Annotated in this window: 16 protein-coding genes; all 16 read right to left on the reverse strand. The window is 46.7% G+C overall.

What is annotated here, in order from left to right; translation table 11 throughout:
* Positions 1–59: 59 nt before the first annotated feature.
* A complete protein-coding gene (thrS, locus tag AC6I2O_RS06020) occupies positions 60–1997 on the reverse strand; it encodes a threonine--tRNA ligase (protein ID WP_120391337.1) in 1938 nt (645 codons plus the stop codon).
* A gap of 3 nt (positions 1998–2000) precedes the next feature.
* On the reverse strand, positions 2001–2213 hold the full coding sequence (locus AC6I2O_RS06025) for a hypothetical protein (protein WP_497742103.1): 213 nt from the start codon (positions 2211–2213) through the stop codon (positions 2001–2003).
* A gap of 197 nt (positions 2214–2410) precedes the next feature.
* Entirely contained in the window at positions 2411–2668 is a 258-nt protein-coding gene (locus tag AC6I2O_RS06030) for a hypothetical protein (protein ID WP_147412227.1), read from the reverse strand.
* Positions 2669–2763: 95 nt separating this feature from the next.
* Positions 2764–4203 carry a cellulase family glycosylhydrolase gene (locus tag AC6I2O_RS06035; protein ID WP_497742105.1) on the reverse strand — a complete coding sequence of 480 codons (1440 nt, stop codon included), beginning with the start codon at positions 4201–4203 and terminating at the stop codon, positions 2764–2766.
* A gap of 251 nt (positions 4204–4454) precedes the next feature.
* Complete coding sequence (locus tag AC6I2O_RS06040) at positions 4455–5114, reverse strand: BsuBI/PstI family type II restriction endonuclease (RefSeq protein ID WP_497742106.1); 660 nt, start codon at positions 5112–5114, stop codon at positions 4455–4457.
* Positions 5115–5218: 104 nt separating this feature from the next.
* Positions 5219–6706 carry an Eco57I restriction-modification methylase domain-containing protein gene (locus AC6I2O_RS06045; protein WP_120390988.1) on the reverse strand — a complete coding sequence of 496 codons (1488 nt, stop codon included), beginning with the start codon at positions 6704–6706 and terminating at the stop codon, positions 5219–5221.
* A 418-nt stretch (positions 6707–7124) separates the two neighbouring features.
* Positions 7125–9056: an NAD(+) synthase gene (locus AC6I2O_RS06050; protein WP_497742108.1), complete on the reverse strand. Its 1932-nt coding sequence runs from the start codon at positions 9054–9056 to the stop codon at positions 7125–7127.
* Between the two features lie 53 nt (positions 9057–9109).
* On the reverse strand, positions 9110–9988 hold the full coding sequence (gene hslO, locus AC6I2O_RS06055; RefSeq protein ID WP_120391339.1) for an Hsp33 family molecular chaperone HslO: 879 nt from the start codon (positions 9986–9988) through the stop codon (positions 9110–9112).
* 22 nt (positions 9989–10010) lie between these two features.
* Positions 10011–10865, reverse strand: coding sequence for an arsenic efflux protein (locus AC6I2O_RS06060; RefSeq protein ID WP_120390989.1), 855 nt, complete (start codon positions 10863–10865; stop codon positions 10011–10013).
* A gap of 141 nt (positions 10866–11006) precedes the next feature.
* Positions 11007–12500, reverse strand: a complete 1494-nt coding sequence (locus AC6I2O_RS06065; RefSeq protein WP_120390990.1) for an alanine/glycine:cation symporter family protein — start codon at positions 12498–12500, stop codon at positions 11007–11009.
* 75 nt (positions 12501–12575) lie between these two features.
* Complete coding sequence (locus AC6I2O_RS06070; RefSeq protein WP_120390991.1) at positions 12576–13316, reverse strand: amino acid ABC transporter ATP-binding protein; 741 nt, start codon at positions 13314–13316, stop codon at positions 12576–12578.
* Positions 13313–14104, reverse strand: coding sequence for an amino acid ABC transporter permease (locus AC6I2O_RS06075; RefSeq protein ID WP_120390992.1), 792 nt, complete (start codon positions 14102–14104; stop codon positions 13313–13315). Before AC6I2O_RS06075 ends, AC6I2O_RS06070 begins: the two co-directional genes overlap by 4 nt.
* Before the next feature lie 33 nt (positions 14105–14137).
* Positions 14138–14467: a hypothetical protein gene (locus AC6I2O_RS06080; RefSeq protein ID WP_497742109.1), complete on the reverse strand. Its 330-nt coding sequence runs from the start codon at positions 14465–14467 to the stop codon at positions 14138–14140.
* A gap of 11 nt (positions 14468–14478) precedes the next feature.
* A complete protein-coding gene (locus AC6I2O_RS06085) occupies positions 14479–15273 on the reverse strand; it encodes a transporter substrate-binding domain-containing protein (protein ID WP_497742493.1) in 795 nt (264 codons plus the stop codon).
* Between the two features lie 285 nt (positions 15274–15558).
* Entirely contained in the window at positions 15559–16251 is a 693-nt protein-coding gene (locus AC6I2O_RS06090; protein WP_497742110.1) for an LrgB family protein, read from the reverse strand.
* Positions 16232–16609: a CidA/LrgA family protein gene (locus AC6I2O_RS06095; protein ID WP_120390995.1), complete on the reverse strand. Its 378-nt coding sequence runs from the start codon at positions 16607–16609 to the stop codon at positions 16232–16234. The genes AC6I2O_RS06090 and AC6I2O_RS06095 overlap by 20 nt, the downstream gene beginning before the upstream one ends.
* Positions 16610–16680: the final 71 nt, after the last annotated feature.

Genomic DNA, 16680 nt, shown 5'->3' on the forward strand with positions numbered 1-16680 from the left:
GTCCCGCTCAGCAGTCGGTCAAAACGTGATCCTTGCTTTTTCAGGAAGTAGACTACCCATTATTTCTTCTCCTCTTCCTGAACCGTCACTTCCCGAGCCGTTCTGGTCTTGATCTCTTCCTGCAAATCTGCGATAAATCCGGCCAGATCTTTCTGTCCTTCATCACCTGCAAAGCGACTGCGCACGGACACAAGGCCTTCTTCCTCTTCCTTTGCGCCGACAACTACCATATACGGCACTTTCGCAAGACGCGCCTCGCGGATTTTGTAACCGATCTTCTCTGCGCGTGCGTCAACACTGCTGCGGATGCCAGCTTCTTTCAGCTGCTCATTTACCTTTCCGGCATAGTCAAGATACTTGTCGGAAATCGGCAGTACGCGTACCTGCTCCGGTGAAAGCCAGGTCGGGAAAGCGCCTGCGAAATGCTCAATCAGAATGCCGATAAAGCGTTCAATAGAACCGAAGGCCACGCGATGAATCATGATCGGACGATGCTTCTCCCCATCTGCTCCGATGTACTCACAGTTAAAGCGAAGCGGAAGCTGGAAGTCAAGCTGAATCGTTCCGCACTGCCACGTTCTTCCGATGGAATCTTCGAGATGGAAGTCAATCTTCGGGCCATAGAACGCTCCGTCACCCTCATTTACAACATAGTCCAGGCCAAGGTCATCCAAGGCGCTTCTAAGTCCGTCTGTCGCCACTTCCCAGTCCTCGTCGCTTCCCATGGAATTCTCCGGACGTGTGGAAAGTTCCACATGATATTTAAACCCAAAGAGCTGATAAACCTGGTCAATCAACTTTGCAACACCCTTGATTTCATCGCGGATCTGCTCCGGCATCATAAAGATATGTGCGTCGTCCTGTGTAAAGCAGCGCACACGCATCAGTCCGTGAAGCTGACCGGATTTCTCATGGCGGTGTACCAGACCGAGTTCACCCATACGAAGCGGCAGATCGCGATAAGAACGCGGCTCTGACTGATACACAAGAATACCGCCCGGGCAGTTCATCGGCTTGATCGCAAAATCGGTCTCGTCAATCACTGTCGTATACATATTTTCCTGATAGTGATCCCAGTGTCCGGATGTCTCCCAGAGCTGACGGTTCAGCATGATCGGAGTGGAAATTTCCACATAGCCGGCTTTTGTATGGATCTCGCGCCAGTAATCCAGCAGCGTATTTTTCAGGATCATTCCCTTTGGCAGGAAGAACGGGAACCCAGGTCCCTCGTCGCGCATCATAAACAGACCCAGCTGCTTTCCAAGCTTTCTGTGATCGCGTTTTTTTGCTTCCTCCATCCGGGTAATGTATTCCTCCAGATCTGCCTTTTTCGTATAGGAGGTACCATAGATTCTGGTCAGCATCTTATTTTTCTCGCTGCCTCTCCAGTAAGCGCCTGCCAGGCTTGTCAGCTTAAATGCCTTTACCGGCTTTGTACTCATCAGATGAGGGCCTGCGCACAGGTCCACAAACTCGCCCTGCTGATAAAAACTGATTTCCGCATCCTCCGGCAGATCTTCGATCAGCTCTACCTTGTACGGTTCATCTTTCTCCTTAAAATAAGCAATCGCTTCGTCTCTCGGCTTTGTGAAACGGGTGATCGGAAGTGCTTCTTTCACAATCTTTTTCATTTCTGCCTCGATCTTTTCCAGATCTTCCTGCGTCAGCGGAGTCTCGCTGTCCACATCGTAATAAAATCCGTCTGCCACAGAAGGACCGATAGCCAGCTTAACAGACGGATACAGTCTCTTGATCGCCTGCGCCATAATATGAGAGGTTGTGTGACGAAATGCGCCTGCACCCTCCGGAGTATCAAAGGTCAGAATATTCAGATCGCTGTCCTCGCTCACTACGGTACGCAGATCCACAACCTCACCGTTCAACTCGCCTGCCGTTGCCACTCTCGCCAGCCCCTCGCTGATATCAGAAGCGATATCCAGCACTGACATCGGCTGTGCATACTCCTTTTTCGATCCATCCTTTAATGTAATAATCATCATTTATTCCTCACTTTCTTCCAAATCCCATTCTTCCCAATCGGTATCGTTCTTGCTGAAATCCCAGCTATTATGACTGAATAGATTTATGCCATCCCGCAGCGGGGACGTCAGCCAGCCCACTAAAACGCCGAACAACAGCACATCTGCCAGTAGCAGCGTCTTCTCCGCCGGCGTCCAGCTTGATAAAAACAACGTTTTCAGTTTATCCTTCATGCCGCTTCTCCTTCTTTCTTTTTTGTCTGCAAACTGCTTCCCCTTGCTTCAGCAACTATTTGCCTCATGCGGACATGCAGAACAAAAGTGTGCTTCGCACACCTTGCGAGTCAATAAATTTCAGAGCACAGCTTTTGTTCCGCGCGCGAAGCTGCGCATCCTGCCGGAGGCTTTTATCGTATGGGAGACGAAGTTTCCTATACGATAAAAAAATCCCATGCAATCCAAATCTTGGACTGCATGGGACGGGTAATCTTCATCACTCGCGGTTCCACCCTGCTTGTTTCACAGAACGCTGTTCTCTCAGCTGCGCCGCAAAACCTCTCATCTGACTGTAACGGAGTCACCGGACCGGATTGGGGCCACTCGGAGGTAGTTTTCAAATGGTTCCACATAAAGGCTTTCCAGCTTCCGCCTTCTCTCTGGATGCTTCCGCATTTTACTCTTCTCGTCATCGTGTTTTCGTTTGCATCAACTGTTTCTTACAGTATACCATTTTTTTTCGTTTGTCAAGGCATCAACACGCAGACCTGAAGAAATTTGGTGCTTTCTAAAGGAACTTCACCGAAGTCACTTTATTTTTCCCGTTCGCTGAGCTCACAATAAATCCAACCTCCGTAACCTTGCCTTTCGGTGTAATCCGTTTGTTCCAAGAAAGCGGCGTAACCGTGAGGTATTTTGATTTATACGAATAGTTTCCATTCCACTGCTGGGATTTTTTGATTGCATTTTTAAAGTTTACACGCACCTTCCAGTTAGAAATCTGATATTTGCTTTTGTTCGTGATTGTCAGTTTGTATTGCGTGTAATAACGATTCCCGCTCTTCCATGAATTGACCTCTTTCACAGATACTTTACAGTATTTGGACGAGGCCTTCACAGATTTGGCGCTGCCGGAACCAGAGGCGGTAGAATCCGGTTTCTTCCCAGAGGTCAATTCTTTTGCTAGCGAACCTTTGAATGTTTTGACGAGCCACTGGCCGGACTGTGACAAATCACTGGCCGTCCATCCGGACTTTTTCTTACAACTGCTCTTTAACAGCGCACTTGACTCATTTTTGTTCGAAAGATTCCATGCCACATATCCAATCCCATTTTTATTCAAAAAAGAGATCCATTTATTGGCTTCTGCTTCATTCACCCCTCCATTTCCGGAGGCATCACAGATACCAAACTCACTGACCAGAAGCGGCAGGCCTGCCTGAATTGCCTCCGTTGCCTTTTCACGATAGGACTCTCTGTGCGTGTTTGCGTAAAAATGCAGCGTATACATGATATTTTTGTAACCCTTAACCGGGTTCTTCGCCGCTGCGTCAACATCCTGTGACCAGGTAGGCGTCCCGACCAGAATCACCGCTTTTTTATCAATGGCCCGAATCTCCTTGATAACTGCCTGTGCATACGACCGGATTTGTTTCCAGCTTGTGCCCCCGTTTGGCTCATTGCATATTTCATAGATGACATTTTTATGATTTTTATATTTCTCTGCCATCTCTTTAAAAAAGGCAATGGACTGCTTCTTGTATGTATTCGGATTTCCATCGCTTAGAATATGCCAGTCAATGATCACATACAACCCAAGACCCGTAGCCGCTTTCACACCCGTATCAATCTGTTTTTTCAGATTTTTCCGGTTCGCACTTCCACCGGTACAATAACCATTGTACTCTGCCGTATACATGGCCAGACGCACCGTATTCGCGCCCCATTTATCCCGCAGATCTTTAAACGCTTTCTTCGAAATATATTCCGGATACCACGACAGGCCATGCGTGCTGACTCCTTTGATCTGAAAGGTCTTCCCTTTCTGATCCACAAGCTTTGTCCCTTTCACCGAAAGTCTTCCATGCTCTGAAACCGGCGTTGCCGCTGAAACCCGCAACGGCACCGCCAAAAAGAACATGCACATGCAAAACACGGTCACAATCTGCTTCCAGCCTGCCCCATTCAAAAACTTCCGGCATTGCGGGGCATTTTGCACTGAGTTCATATTGAAAATCCTCCTCTGCTTTTTATAAAATACGACGCTCCCTGGTACAAGGTACAAAAACGGGGTTCCAGCAAACAAGTCACCCCTTATTTTGTACCTTGTGCCAGGGGGCTGGCTATGAAAAAGTTGATATATACTTTTTAACTACTCATTCAAATTTTGGTATGTATGGGTGTACAGCTTAATAAAATATTTTCTGTTGTCATTTGTCTCCATTTGATTATAACTTTCGTGAAAATGATTAGCAACTGCTATCTGGGTCCCATAAACCTATCGCCATTCAGATGTATCATATGCTCCGGCATCTCAGCAATCCAGACCTCTGTCTCCCATGCAAGTTTTTCTGCAAACTTCTTATATGTTTTAAAATCCAAAAAAGCTGTCACAAATATTTTTCCTGCTGTAACATCTTTTGTCATTTCTTTAATTTCTAATATACGCTTTGAATCCATTGGGCCTATAGAAGTGACAGACTCAACGAAATAAATCCAATCCTTATCTTCTCGATACAGCACTACATCAGGCATCTTATCATGCAGCGTTATTTCAAATCCCAATTTTTTCAATTTATTTACATTTTTTACAAGATCTTTTTCTATTGTATCTCCAACATATAGACACTCTGAATTTGGTGCAAATCTCGGCGCAAATTCTTCAATAATAGCTTTCTGAAGTTCATTATGTTTGCCAGCAGAAAACTTAAAATCTTCACCATTTATATTTACTGGCATCATTGTCATTATCTTTTTTGAAGCATATATATCAATTAACTTTTCATGGTAGTATAGAAACTTTTTTAAGGATTCCTTCCATGCTGGCGTCTGCATAGTTCTCAAAATTTTTACGGTTTCTTCTGTCAATCTGTATCCATAATTCGGACTATTGGTTGCCTTTCCATTATCCTCAATCAATGCTGCTGTGCGAAATCTATGCAATGCTTGTTTTCGAAACGTTTCCCTGCTGTTCTTTTGGCATACCTACGGCTTTTAGGAACTCTCTTGCTTCTTCTATCTTATCACCCACAGTATCCCTCCAATATCAAATTGCAATTTGCTTCTGAATAATCCTTACTTTTTATCATTTTTCTTCCCATCTCTTGGATAGACTCCAAATCTGGTACAGGCATTGCATTAATCTCCGTAGAATTAACCTGTGTAGATCCATTCAAGATACGATAATATTCATCATATAGTGTAGAATTAAACAGTACATACAATCCATACACCAGACATTCCGACATCTGTGTTAAAACTCCATCAACAAAGTTAATTTTATTTTGTGTACTTATCTTTTTATATTGCGGAAACTCTTTTGCCAGATACACTCCACACTGTAATCTTCGTGGTTCTTCTTTCGCTGTAAAACGTTTCACAAATAAATAATTTTTGTTATCCTGCATCAAACCTCTTTGTTCAGTCACCACATATTCGTGTTCTTTCTGTATCGGGAATTCTACCTTTCCTTGCTTTATATGCTGCGAATAAAATAATGGTATTGCTCCTTCTTCTGCTTCATCTCTCAGAATCTCACGATTGCGGAAATCTACAGTCAATCCAGTTTTCATTTTCATACCAATTGCCGGAAGCGTTTTATCAAATTTATGCAGTTTTTTTAATACTTCCACTTCATTTTCATCCGTTACAAGATAGACATAATAATCTGAACCAGCCACAACCAAATCATACGGAACTGTTAATAATGTTATTTCTCCAAAATCACTGTTTGATTTCGAAGATGTGATTGTAATTGTTTCTGGCTTTTCGATCGTTTTTTTTACCTTGATAATAATAGTTTCCTGCAACACGCTTTCCTTGTCAAACACTTTACTGCGACTAGCAAAAAGATGAATATGTTCCAGCTTCCCTTCTGTCAGGAAATATTCTCTGAAACGTTTAAAATACGCCCCTAAGGTCCATGAACGTGGAATAATGTACACCATCTCCCCATTTTCGCATAAATTGAATAACCCCATAGATGCAAAAATAAAATATAAATTCGGTGCACCATAACATACTTCTGGCATTGCTGTTGCTTCCGGTGCATCTTTAGGAATTTTCATATATGGTGGATTTCCAATCACAAAATCATACTTTTTAGGTTCTACCCTGCCACCTATCATATGATTAAAATCCAAATACTGACTAAGAATATAATTATCTTCAATTATATTAACAATGAGCTCTTTCTTTGTCTTTTCCCTGCAGTATTCTAAGTTACGTTTTAGCAATGGTAATACATTACTGTCATTTTCATAACAGGTAAGTTCAACCTTCTGAATAAAATCTATTTTTTCTAATCTTTCAATAAAGGCGCATGATAATATGCCTGAACCTGCCCCGGCATCAAGCACACTTACTTTACTCATTTTTTCATCAATATTATATAATCCGGCCATAAAACGGGCAGTTTCCATACTAGTAAAAAACTGTCCATATTTTTTACGCTCTTTTTTCGGCATACTCTCTATATATTCGTTTGTAAGTTCTACAATTTTTTCCAGCATATTCCACCCACCTACAAGCCTTCTATTTTTTGCTATTATACTATAACATATTACCTTTTTCAACGCCCTTTTGCAAACATACGTTCTTTAACCAATGTATTTTTCACTTTAAATGACAATACAAAAACTCCCCTAAATTCTATAATATAAATAACACAATCTCCTCCGCACAAACCCAAATAATATTCATTCTCCCAACCTATACCATAGCAAGGGACAAACTATAATATAATCAAAGCAGAAACAAAAAACAGCGGAAAGGCACATCCCTCAGGAGCACCATCCCACTGTATTTTCCTGATCACAGTCAGCCTTCTGGCCGCATATGCAAAATAAGGGGTGACTTGTTCGCCAGAACCCCGTTTTTGCATATGCGGCCAGAAGACGTCCTCCATCCAATAAAATCCAATCCCTTACCTTAAAGCCCCTCCAGCTCCTCCATCCAGATAGCCACACTTGCATCGCTCGGCATCCGCAGATCACCTCTTGGTGAAAGTGCGACGCTTCCCACTTTCGGGCCATCCGGCACGCACGAACGCTTAAACTGCTGGGAAAAGAAACGCCAGTAGAACTTTTTCAGCCATTTCAGAATTACCGCATCCTCATACATGCCCGCAAAAGCAAGCTTTGCCACACGGTACAGCTTTGACGGAGCATAGCCAAAACGAAGCAGATAATATAAAAAGAAGTCATGCAGCTCATACGGGCCCACCAGGTCTTCCGTCTTCTGAGATATCTGGCCGTTCTCAGGCGGCAGCAGCTCGGGGCTGACCGGAGTGTCCAGTACGTCATATAAAATCTCGCTGATACGGGTATCACCGCAGGTATCTGCATAATAGCGCACCAGATGGCGTACCAGCGTTTTCGGTACAGAGCAGTTGACCGCATACATGGACATATGATCGCCATTGTAGGTTGCCCAGCCAAGCGCCAGCTCAGACATATCCCCGGTTCCGACGACCAAACCGCCCTTTTTATTTGCAATATCCATCAAAATCTGTGTTCGCTCCCTGGCCTGACTGTTTTCGTACGTCACATCATGGATCGAGGCATCCTGCCCGATATCACGGAAATGAAGGCTTACCGCATCCCGGATGTCCACCTCCAAAAGTTCGGCTCCGAGGCGTCTGGTCAATTCACACGCGTTGTGGTACGTTCGGTCCGTTGTGCCAAAGCCCGGCATCGTTACTGCCACCATCTGATTGCGCGGAAGCCCAAGCAGGTCATGCGCTTTTGTCATAACAAGCAGTGCAAGCGTGGAATCTAGTCCTCCCGATATCCCCACCACTGTACTTTTTGCGCCCGTATGCTGCAAACGCTTTTTCAGGCCAAGTGCCTGAATCATCAGAATTTCCTCGCATCTTTTTTCCCTGTCCTCTTTTCCAGAAGGAACAAACGGTGCTGCATCAAACTTTCTCGTCAACTGTGTCTCTTCTGTTTTTAAATGAAACGATGTCTTCACATACTGCCCGACATTTTGTATCTGAAACGACGTCATCCGCCGCCGCTCCGCGCGCAGCCGCCCGAGATCCAGCTCCGCATAGATCGCCCCACAGGAAAACCGCAGGGACTGTGCCAGAATATGTCCGTTCTCTGCCACAAGATCATGACCTCCAAACACGAGATCCTGTGTGGACTCTCCTTCTCCTGCGCTGGCATAAATGTAGCCGCAGAGCAGTCTCGCCGACTGTCCGGACACAAGTGCCTCCCGGTACACATCTTTTCCAGTCACCTCATCACTCGCAGACAGATTGACAATCACATCCGCTCCTGCCAGCGCATGCGCCGTGCTCGGCGGGTTCGGCGCCCACAGATCTTCACAGATCTCAGCTGCTACGGTAAGTCGCATACCGTCGCAGCAAAATAGCTGCTGTGTGCCAAACGGAACTTTCATACCCTCGCATATAAGATACTCCACCTGCTCATTGCCTGGCGTAAAATAACGCGCCTCATAAAATTCATTATAATTTGGAATATTTCTTTTCGGTACCAGGCCAAGCAATCTGCCATCCGAAAATACAGCCGCTGTATTATAGAGCTTCTCTTCTTTTTCCCAGGGCAGCCCCACAAATACCAGTGCATCCTCTCCTTTTGTCTCTGCGATCAACTGAAAAAGTGCTTCCCGCGCCTCATTCAGAAGCTTTTCCTGCCAGAACAGGTCTTCACAGGTATAGCCGGTCAAACACAATTCCGGAAATACAATAATCTTTGCCTTTTCCTGCAATGCTCCTTTCAGTTCCCGGGAAATACTTTCCAGGTTAAACCTGCAATCTGCAACCCGGATTTCCGGAGTTACTGCCGCCACTTTTATGAAACCATCCCTCACACCAAGTTCCTCCTGACTGCTCATTTCTCTTTCCGGCCGATTCTGATCTGCCGGCCCTATTACTTTACACTTGCCCTTTATCTGTCGGCCTTTTTCAGAAGCGCACGCAGCTCCTCTACCTCCACACGATACGTTTTCTGACAGAACTGACAGTTTACTTCAATTGCTTCGCCCTCATCAATCATTTCCTGTAAATCCTTTTTCCCGATACTGATCAGAGCCCGCTCAATCCGCTCTCTGGAACAATCGCAGTGATACTGCGTCGGAACTGTATCCATAATCTCCACCCCGAACTCTCCAAGCAGCTCGCCCAGAATCTGTTCAGGTGTCATCCCAGCATCCAGCATGGCTGTTACGGAACTCACCTCTGCCAGCTTCCTTTCCAGACGCTCCACAACGTCCTCTGAAGTAAAAGGCATCAGCTGAATAATAAAACCACCGGCCTGTTTTACTGTATTGTTTTTCTCCATCAAAACGCCAAGACCGACGGAGGAAGGCACCTGCTCTGACACGGCAAAATAATACGTGAGATCGTCGCCGATCTCTCCCGTCTTTAATTCGCACTGACCGATATACGGTTCCTTCATGCCAAGATCCTTGATCACATTCAAAATCCCGATGCCAATCGCGCCGCCCACATCCAGTTTTCCTTTTTCGTTTGCATGGAGCACCACGCCAGGGTTCTGCACATACCCTTTTATGTTTGCCTTCGAATCCGCAGTCACCGTAATACCGCCGATCGGCCCGTTTCCTTTCATCTGAAGTGTCAGAATGTCCCTCTCACCCTTCATCATAGCACCCATCATAGCGCCTGCCGTCAGCAAACGCCCGAGCGCTGCAGTCGCCACCGGACTGGTATTGTGGAAAGACCGTGCCATCTCCACGGACTCCCTTGTCGTCGCTGCAAACGCGCGAATCTGCTGGTTTGCAGCCGTAGCTCTTACGATATAATCCATCTGTCTTGTATCCTTTCTCTTCCTATAATATCCCCAATCCTCCGGCAATCATACCTCCCAAAAGGCCAGCCGCATAAAGCAGCCCCGTGATCGCCAGGTTCGTTTTTTTGCTTTCATTTTCCCGGTATAAAACAAGCAGTCCGGTACCCGCGCTGCAAAGAAGCCCGGAAAATAAAGCGCCGCTCCCGATGATTCCTTCCAGGAAAAGCTGGGTAATCAAAACCGACGCCGCACAGTTCGGTATCATGCCGACCAGTCCCGCAAACGCCTCTGACACAACCGGCACACCCGCAATCCCCTGCGAAGCCCCGGCAATTCCGCTCCATTCCATTCCTAAACCAATCGCCAGAGAGATCACGAACAAAAAAACCGCGGTTCGAATCGTATGGTTCAGGGCTGAATATACAATCCCATGTTCCCCGCAGCCGCAGTGCTCATGCTCACACATATGCGGGTGCTCCGGCATCTCTTTTCTGCGCCCGAACAAGTGCTCAACTGCCAGATCAGTCAAAAGTCCGGCTGCTGCCGCCACTGCCACTTTAACCAGAAGTATTCTCAGAATCACAGCCGCGTGGATTCCCTCCGATACCATAATCGGAAGCATTTCATCCGAAGTAGATAAAAATACGGAAAGCAGTGTTCCCGGAGATACCATACCGCCGGCAAACAGGCCTGCTGCCGCTGCTGAAAATCCGCACTGCGGAATAATCCCGATCAAAGCGCCCAGAAGGGGCCCCGCCTTCCCTGCCTGATAGATGAGTTCTTTTGTCCTTTGACTCATCCTGTGCTCTGCATACTCTACCACCAAATAGGAAAGGTAAAGAAACGGCAGAAGCTTCACACAATCTACCACACTGTCAATGAAAATTTCCCGCATAAATTCGCCTTTCTTTCAGTCAACATTCTGTCCTGACTATATGTGTCCTTGTCAGTCCAAGGTATCATAGCACAAAAAGAGGCAGCTGCACAATACATATTTCCTGTGCAGCCACCTTCTATTTCGTATGGTTCTCTTCGATCAGTCGTCTTCTCCTAGATTTTTCTCCTGCATTTCCTGGATATCCTGGAACACGGAAAGCATCGGCTTTACTTTTTCGTGCCGGAATTTCCGGGCCACGTAATTCTTCGTGCATTTGATAACCTGTGGAGAGAGTACCAGAACGCCGATCAGGTTCGGGATCATCATCATACCGTTAAACGTATCGGAAATATCCCACGCAAGCTGTGCCTTCATCAAAGAGCCGGCAAGTACAATCCCTACAAATACCACCCGGTAAATGGTAACGGATTTTGTTCCAAACAGATACTCACATGCAGTAGAACCGTAATGGCTCCATCCAAGTACCGTCGAATACGCAAACAGTAAAATGGCAATTGCCACAAACCATGCGCCCGGTTTTCCGAATGTCTGTAAAAACGCATAACTCATCAGAGAGTTGGATTCAATCGCAGCCGCTGTCTCTGTCAGTTTTCCGGTAACGAGATCTACTGCACCGGAACAAAGAATCGTCAGAGCAGTCAGCGTACAGACAACGATCGTGTCCGCAAACACTTCAAAAATGCCCCACATCCCCTGACGCACCGGCTCCTTTACATTGGAACTGGAATGCACCATAACAGACGAACCAAGTCCCGCCTCATTCGAAAATACACCGCGCTTCATACCCATCTGCATCGCCAGCGCAATCCCGGAACCAACTACGCCGCCTGCCGCTGACTTCAGGGCAAATGCGCCTTTAAAAATAGAAACAAACGCTGCCGGAACCACGTCAATATGTACACAGATAATCACAAGTGTTCCAATCAGATAAACAACTACCATAAACGGAACAATCTTTTCTGTCATGGTGGCAATCCGCTTGATTCCTCCCAGGATCACAAGCGCAACTGCCAGAACAAGGAAAATTCCTGTCGCCAGCTCCGGAATGCCAAACGCAGTCTTTACATTGCCAACCATGCTGTTTACCTGGCTCATGTTTCCGATGCCAAACGACGCCAGAAGGCAGAAACAGGAGAAAAGAACGGCCAGCACGATGCCGATCTCTTTGCAGCCCTTTTTGGCTCCGAGTCCGTCACGCAGATAATACATGGCGCCTCCGCACCACTCTCCCTTTTCATTTTTGCGCCGGTAAAGAATACCCAGCACATTCTCAGAATAGTTCGTCATCATTCCGAAAAATGCAATCAGCCACATCCAAAATACGGCGCCCGGACCTCCGACTGCAATGGCTCCGGCCACACCGACGATGTTTCCGGTACCGACCGTTGCTGCAAGCGCCGTACAAAGCGACTGAAACTGTGAAATTGATTTATCGTCCGTATGTTTTGTTACATGTTTTTCGCCGAAAATAGCACCAATTGTGTGCCGCATCCAGTATTTAAAATGACTCAACTGAAAAAAACCTGTCATACACGTCATCAAAACGCCCGCAAAGCCAAGCAAAATCAGCGCCGGCCAGCCCCACACGATATTATTGACGGTACTGTTCACCTGTGTAATCACATCAATCATGTTTCATCCATCCTCTCTTTTTTCATAATCTCCCTGCAACCGCCGAATACCGGCTTCTATACAGAATATGCCGCGTTACCCGCGCATAAACCTCTTTAAAAATTCCTGTGTCTTCGGATTTTGCGGATTGCTGAAAATCTGCTTCGGATCTCCTGCTTCCTCGATCACTCCGTCCGCCATATACACAACATGATTCGACACATCCCGCGCAAACGCCATCTCGTGCGTTACAATAATCATCGTCAGTCCTTCTCCTGCAAGCTGCTTCATAACATCAAGCACCTCGCCCACCATCTGCGGGTCCAGCGCTGACGTCGGTTCATCAAACAGCAGAAGCTCCGGCTCCATTGCCAATGCCCGCGCAATCGCCACACGCTGCTTTTGTCCGCCGGAAAGCTGACGCGGCTTCGCATTGATATACGGAGCCATACCAACCTTGTCCAAAAATGCAAGCGCGCGTTTTTTTGCTTCCTCTTTGTTCTTTTTCAACACTTTGGTCTGCCCGATGATACAATTCTGCAACACCGTCATATTGCTGAACAGATTAAAACTCTGAAACACCATGCCAACCTTTGCACGATATGCCGCCGCATTCGTATGTGCCGCCGCAATATCCTCTCCATGATACAGGATCTCGCCGGTCGTCGGCGTCTCAAGCAGATTCAGACAGCGCAGCAGTGTGGATTTTCCGGAACCGGAGGCCCCGATGATACACGTCACATCCCCGGTCGAGACAGAAAAATCAATATCCCGCAGGACCACATTTTTCCCAAAGGTTTTGCTCAGATGATTGATTTTGATGATTTCCCCGCTCATTCGTCCTCCTCCTTTTTCGCCGTATAGCTGTACAGACCGCTTGTATGCGCCAGCGTATCCGTGGTCGCCAGATCATAATTATCGCTTCCGTCCATCTTTTTCTCCCACAGCCTGAGCAGCCTGGAGCATGCAAAGGTCAGGATGAAATAGATCACCATCGCAATCGTGAAAGATTCAAAATAGGTATACAATGCTCCCGCCACACTTTTTGCCGCATAAAACATCTCCACAATGCCAATTACGGACAGTACGCACGTATCTTTGATATTGATAATCAGATTGTTTCCGATCTGCGGCATGATATTGCGCAACGCCTGCGGCAGAATCACATAAAGCATGGTCTGCACATGTGTCATACCGATGGCCTTCGCACCCTCCGTCTGACCGGGGTCAATGGAAAGAATCCCGCCCCGGACCGTCTCTGCCATATATGCGCCCGTGTTGATGGATACAATAAAAAATGCCGCAAACCACATGGACATATTGATGTTAAACACCGCAGAAGAACCGAAAAAGATGAACATCGCCTGCACCATCATCGGCGTACCGCGAAATACCTCAACATAAATATTCAAAATGAGCCGAACAACCCAGAGCAATGCCCGCTTAAAAATATTGTCCTTTTTACTTACCGGTATGGTCTGAACAATCCCGACCGCAAAACCGATGATGCAGCCAATAAATGTACTGATAAGCGCAATCACCATTGTATTTTTTGCGCCGTCCAGATAAGCCGGACCACGCTCCTGCAAAATATACACAATCCTGCCCCAAAAATCCTGTGGCATATTCTCTCTCCTCCCTTTACCTGCAAATTCATGCTACCTCTGCCCAATGCTTTTATGTAATTGAGCAGGAAAGATTTCTTCCTTACTCGCCGCGCCGCCCGCATGTCGCTTCAGCGACAATTTTCCTAATGCGGGCGTATACAATCGAGTAGGAAAGTTTTCTTTCTTACTCGCCGCGCCGCCTGCATGTCGCTTCAGCGACAATTTTCCCTGTGCGGGCGTATACAATCGAGTAGGAAAGTTTTCTTTCTTACTCGCCGCGCCGCCCGCATGTCGCTTCAGCGACAATTTTCCTAATGCGGGCGTGCGCATAAAAGGGGCATTTGCACGTTTGAAAAAGTTGATCTGTGCAATGCCCCTCATATCAAACTAATTTATTCTGCATCGGAAAGCGGCTGAACGGAAATTGCCTCGTTCATCATTTCTTCGTAATCTTCTGTTGTCATGTTCTCCAGGACACTGTTGATGGCATCTTTCAGCTCATCATTGCCTTTTTGCAGAGAAATACCGATATTAATTTCCTCGTCGGAAACCTGGAATTCTCCATCTCCGCCTGTAAAATCAAGCAGTTTAAAGTCCGGATACGCAACGCATGCAGCCATACCAGTCGGCATATCCGTCACAACGAGATCACACTTATCAGCATCCAGTGAAACCAGCATAGCCGGAGCCGATTCCTGTGCCGGAAGAATATCCGCATCCTCGATCTGCGGCAGGCATACGTCATACCAGATGGTGTTAAGCTGAGATGTGCATGTTGCGCCTGCAAGGTCTGCCACGCTCTTCGCTTCCGCGTAATCGCTGTCAGCTTTTGTCAGTGTAATAATTGACGCATAATAATACGGTTCTGTAAAATCTACCATCTGCATACGTGCAGAAGTGATGGACTGTCCCGCGATCACACAGTCCACGGTGCCGGACTGTACTGCCGGTACAAGGGAATCCCAGTCAAGCTTCACAATCTCCAGCTCATACCCAAGCTCCTCACAGATGTGCTTCGCCATCATAACATCATATCCATATGCATATTCGGAGCTGCCTGCAATCGGAACCGCACCGTTCTCATCGGTTGCCTGTGTCCAGTTGTACGGCGCATAGCCGCATTCCATTGCAACCTTCAGTGTCTTTGTCTCCTCTGCAAACGCCGTACTTCCGACGCCGAGAACCATCGCTGCCGTACAAAGCAGGGCAGCCGCAGCTTTTCCATTCCTTTTCATTAACCTCTCCTCCTAATCTCAATAAAGTATAAGACGCAAAAAGGCCCCTCAAGCAGGAGCCTCCTTGTTCCTTATTGTTCATTAATATACCATAAAAACGTATAAAATACCAAAAGTTTTTTCTATTTTTTATAATTTTGTTGTATAGTGACAAATTATGTGATTGCAGCTCTGTGTTTTACAGAAAGATTGTCTATTCAAGCGGTGTCGTCAGGCCATAACTCTGCCTGTTCTGATTTACAAAAACTGCGCGAACACCGAAGCGCCCACCACAGTCAAAAGTCCGGATACCGCAATTGACAGACTGCTCATTGCTCCTTCGATCTCTCCGAGCTCCATCGCCTTTGCTGTTCCGATGGCATGCGCTGCGGTGCCGAGCGCAATCCCCTTTGCAATCGGCTCCTCAATATGAAACAGTCTGCAAATATGTTCTCCGATCACATTTCCAAGAATCCCCGTTACAATAATCACTGCCACTGTGATTGTCACAATCCCGCCAAGCTCCTGTGAAATTCCCATACCGATTGCTGTCGTAATGGATTTCGGCAACAGTGTCACGTATTCCTCGTGGCTGAAGCCAAACAGCGCCGCCATTGCAAGAATAGAAAGAAGGCTTGATGCCACACCGGAGAGAATCCCTGCCATGATCGCCTTGCTGTTTTTCTTCAGTAATGTGATCTGCTCATAAAGCGGTATCGCGAGACATACGGTTGCAAGAGTCAAAAGATACGAAAGGAGCTTCGCTCCCTCTTCATACCGTTCATAATCAATTCCAAATACAGTCAGAACTACTATCACCGCCACAATCGAAACAAGCAGCGGATTGCAGATTGCAAGCTTTAGTCTCCTTTTCAGAAAAAGGCCAAACTCATACGCAAGCAGGCTGACCACCACGCCAAAAAATACAGAATCACACAGTATCTCTCTCATTTTTCCGCTCCTTTCTGCCCCTGCGGATTACCGCCTGCGTTGTCTGTCCGGAAACCGCCATGACAACCACGGTGGAAACCACCGTAACTACTATGAGCTGTCCCAGAATCGGACGGATGCGTTCCCAGGACTGCATCAGCCCCACTGCCGCCGGAATAAACATCAGCGGCATAATTTCCACCAGAAACTTCCCTGCATCCTTTACAGCCTCCAGCGGAAGGATGCGCAGACACAAAACAGCCAGCATCAGGACAAGCCCATAAATGCTGGCTGGTATCGGCAGGGGAAGCAGCGCTTTCAGCCCTTCCCCTAAAAATGAAATCCCTGTAATAATCAAAAACTGACGTACGTATTTCATAATTGAATGCCTTTCCTGTATTTATACGGCTGTTTTCATTTCCGAAATGCCGTTTTTGTCCTGAAGCCGTC

Source organism: Blautia sp. St.27G3 (genome assembly GCF_059728505.1).

Coding starts and splice junctions, on each gene's coding strand:
- AC6I2O_RS06085 (WP_497742493.1), bottom strand. CDS start 15,273: ATGGTTCTCGGCGTCGGAAGTACGGCGTTTGCAGAGGAGACAAAGACA.
- AC6I2O_RS06090 (WP_497742110.1), bottom strand. CDS start 16,251: ATGAGAGAGATACTGTGTGATTCTGTATTTTTTGGCGTGGTGGTCAGC.
- AC6I2O_RS06080 (WP_497742109.1), bottom strand. CDS start 14,467: ATGAGGGGCATTGCACAGATCAACTTTTTCAAACGTGCAAATGCCCCT.
- AC6I2O_RS06060 (WP_120390989.1), bottom strand. CDS start 10,865: ATGCGGGAAATTTTCATTGACAGTGTGGTAGATTGTGTGAAGCTTCTG.
- AC6I2O_RS06075 (WP_120390992.1), bottom strand. CDS start 14,104: ATGCCACAGGATTTTTGGGGCAGGATTGTGTATATTTTGCAGGAGCGT.
- AC6I2O_RS06025 (WP_497742103.1), bottom strand. CDS start 2,213: ATGAAGGATAAACTGAAAACGTTGTTTTTATCAAGCTGGACGCCGGCG.
- hslO (WP_120391339.1), bottom strand. CDS start 9,988: ATGGATTATATCGTAAGAGCTACGGCTGCAAACCAGCAGATTCGCGCG.
- AC6I2O_RS06070 (WP_120390991.1), bottom strand. CDS start 13,316: ATGAGCGGGGAAATCATCAAAATCAATCATCTGAGCAAAACCTTTGGG.
- AC6I2O_RS06030 (WP_147412227.1), bottom strand. CDS start 2,668: ATGACGAGAAGAGTAAAATGCGGAAGCATCCAGAGAGAAGGCGGAAGC.
- AC6I2O_RS06095 (WP_120390995.1), bottom strand. CDS start 16,609: ATGAAATACGTACGTCAGTTTTTGATTATTACAGGGATTTCATTTTTA.
- AC6I2O_RS06035 (WP_497742105.1), bottom strand. CDS start 4,203: ATGAACTCAGTGCAAAATGCCCCGCAATGCCGGAAGTTTTTGAATGGG.
- AC6I2O_RS06065 (WP_120390990.1), bottom strand. CDS start 12,500: ATGATTGATGTGATTACACAGGTGAACAGTACCGTCAATAATATCGTG.
- AC6I2O_RS06050 (WP_497742108.1), bottom strand. CDS start 9,056: ATGAGCAGTCAGGAGGAACTTGGTGTGAGGGATGGTTTCATAAAAGTG.
- thrS (WP_120391337.1), bottom strand. CDS start 1,997: ATGATTATTACATTAAAGGATGGATCGAAAAAGGAGTATGCACAGCCG.
- AC6I2O_RS06045 (WP_120390988.1), bottom strand. CDS start 6,706: ATGCTGGAAAAAATTGTAGAACTTACAAACGAATATATAGAGAGTATG.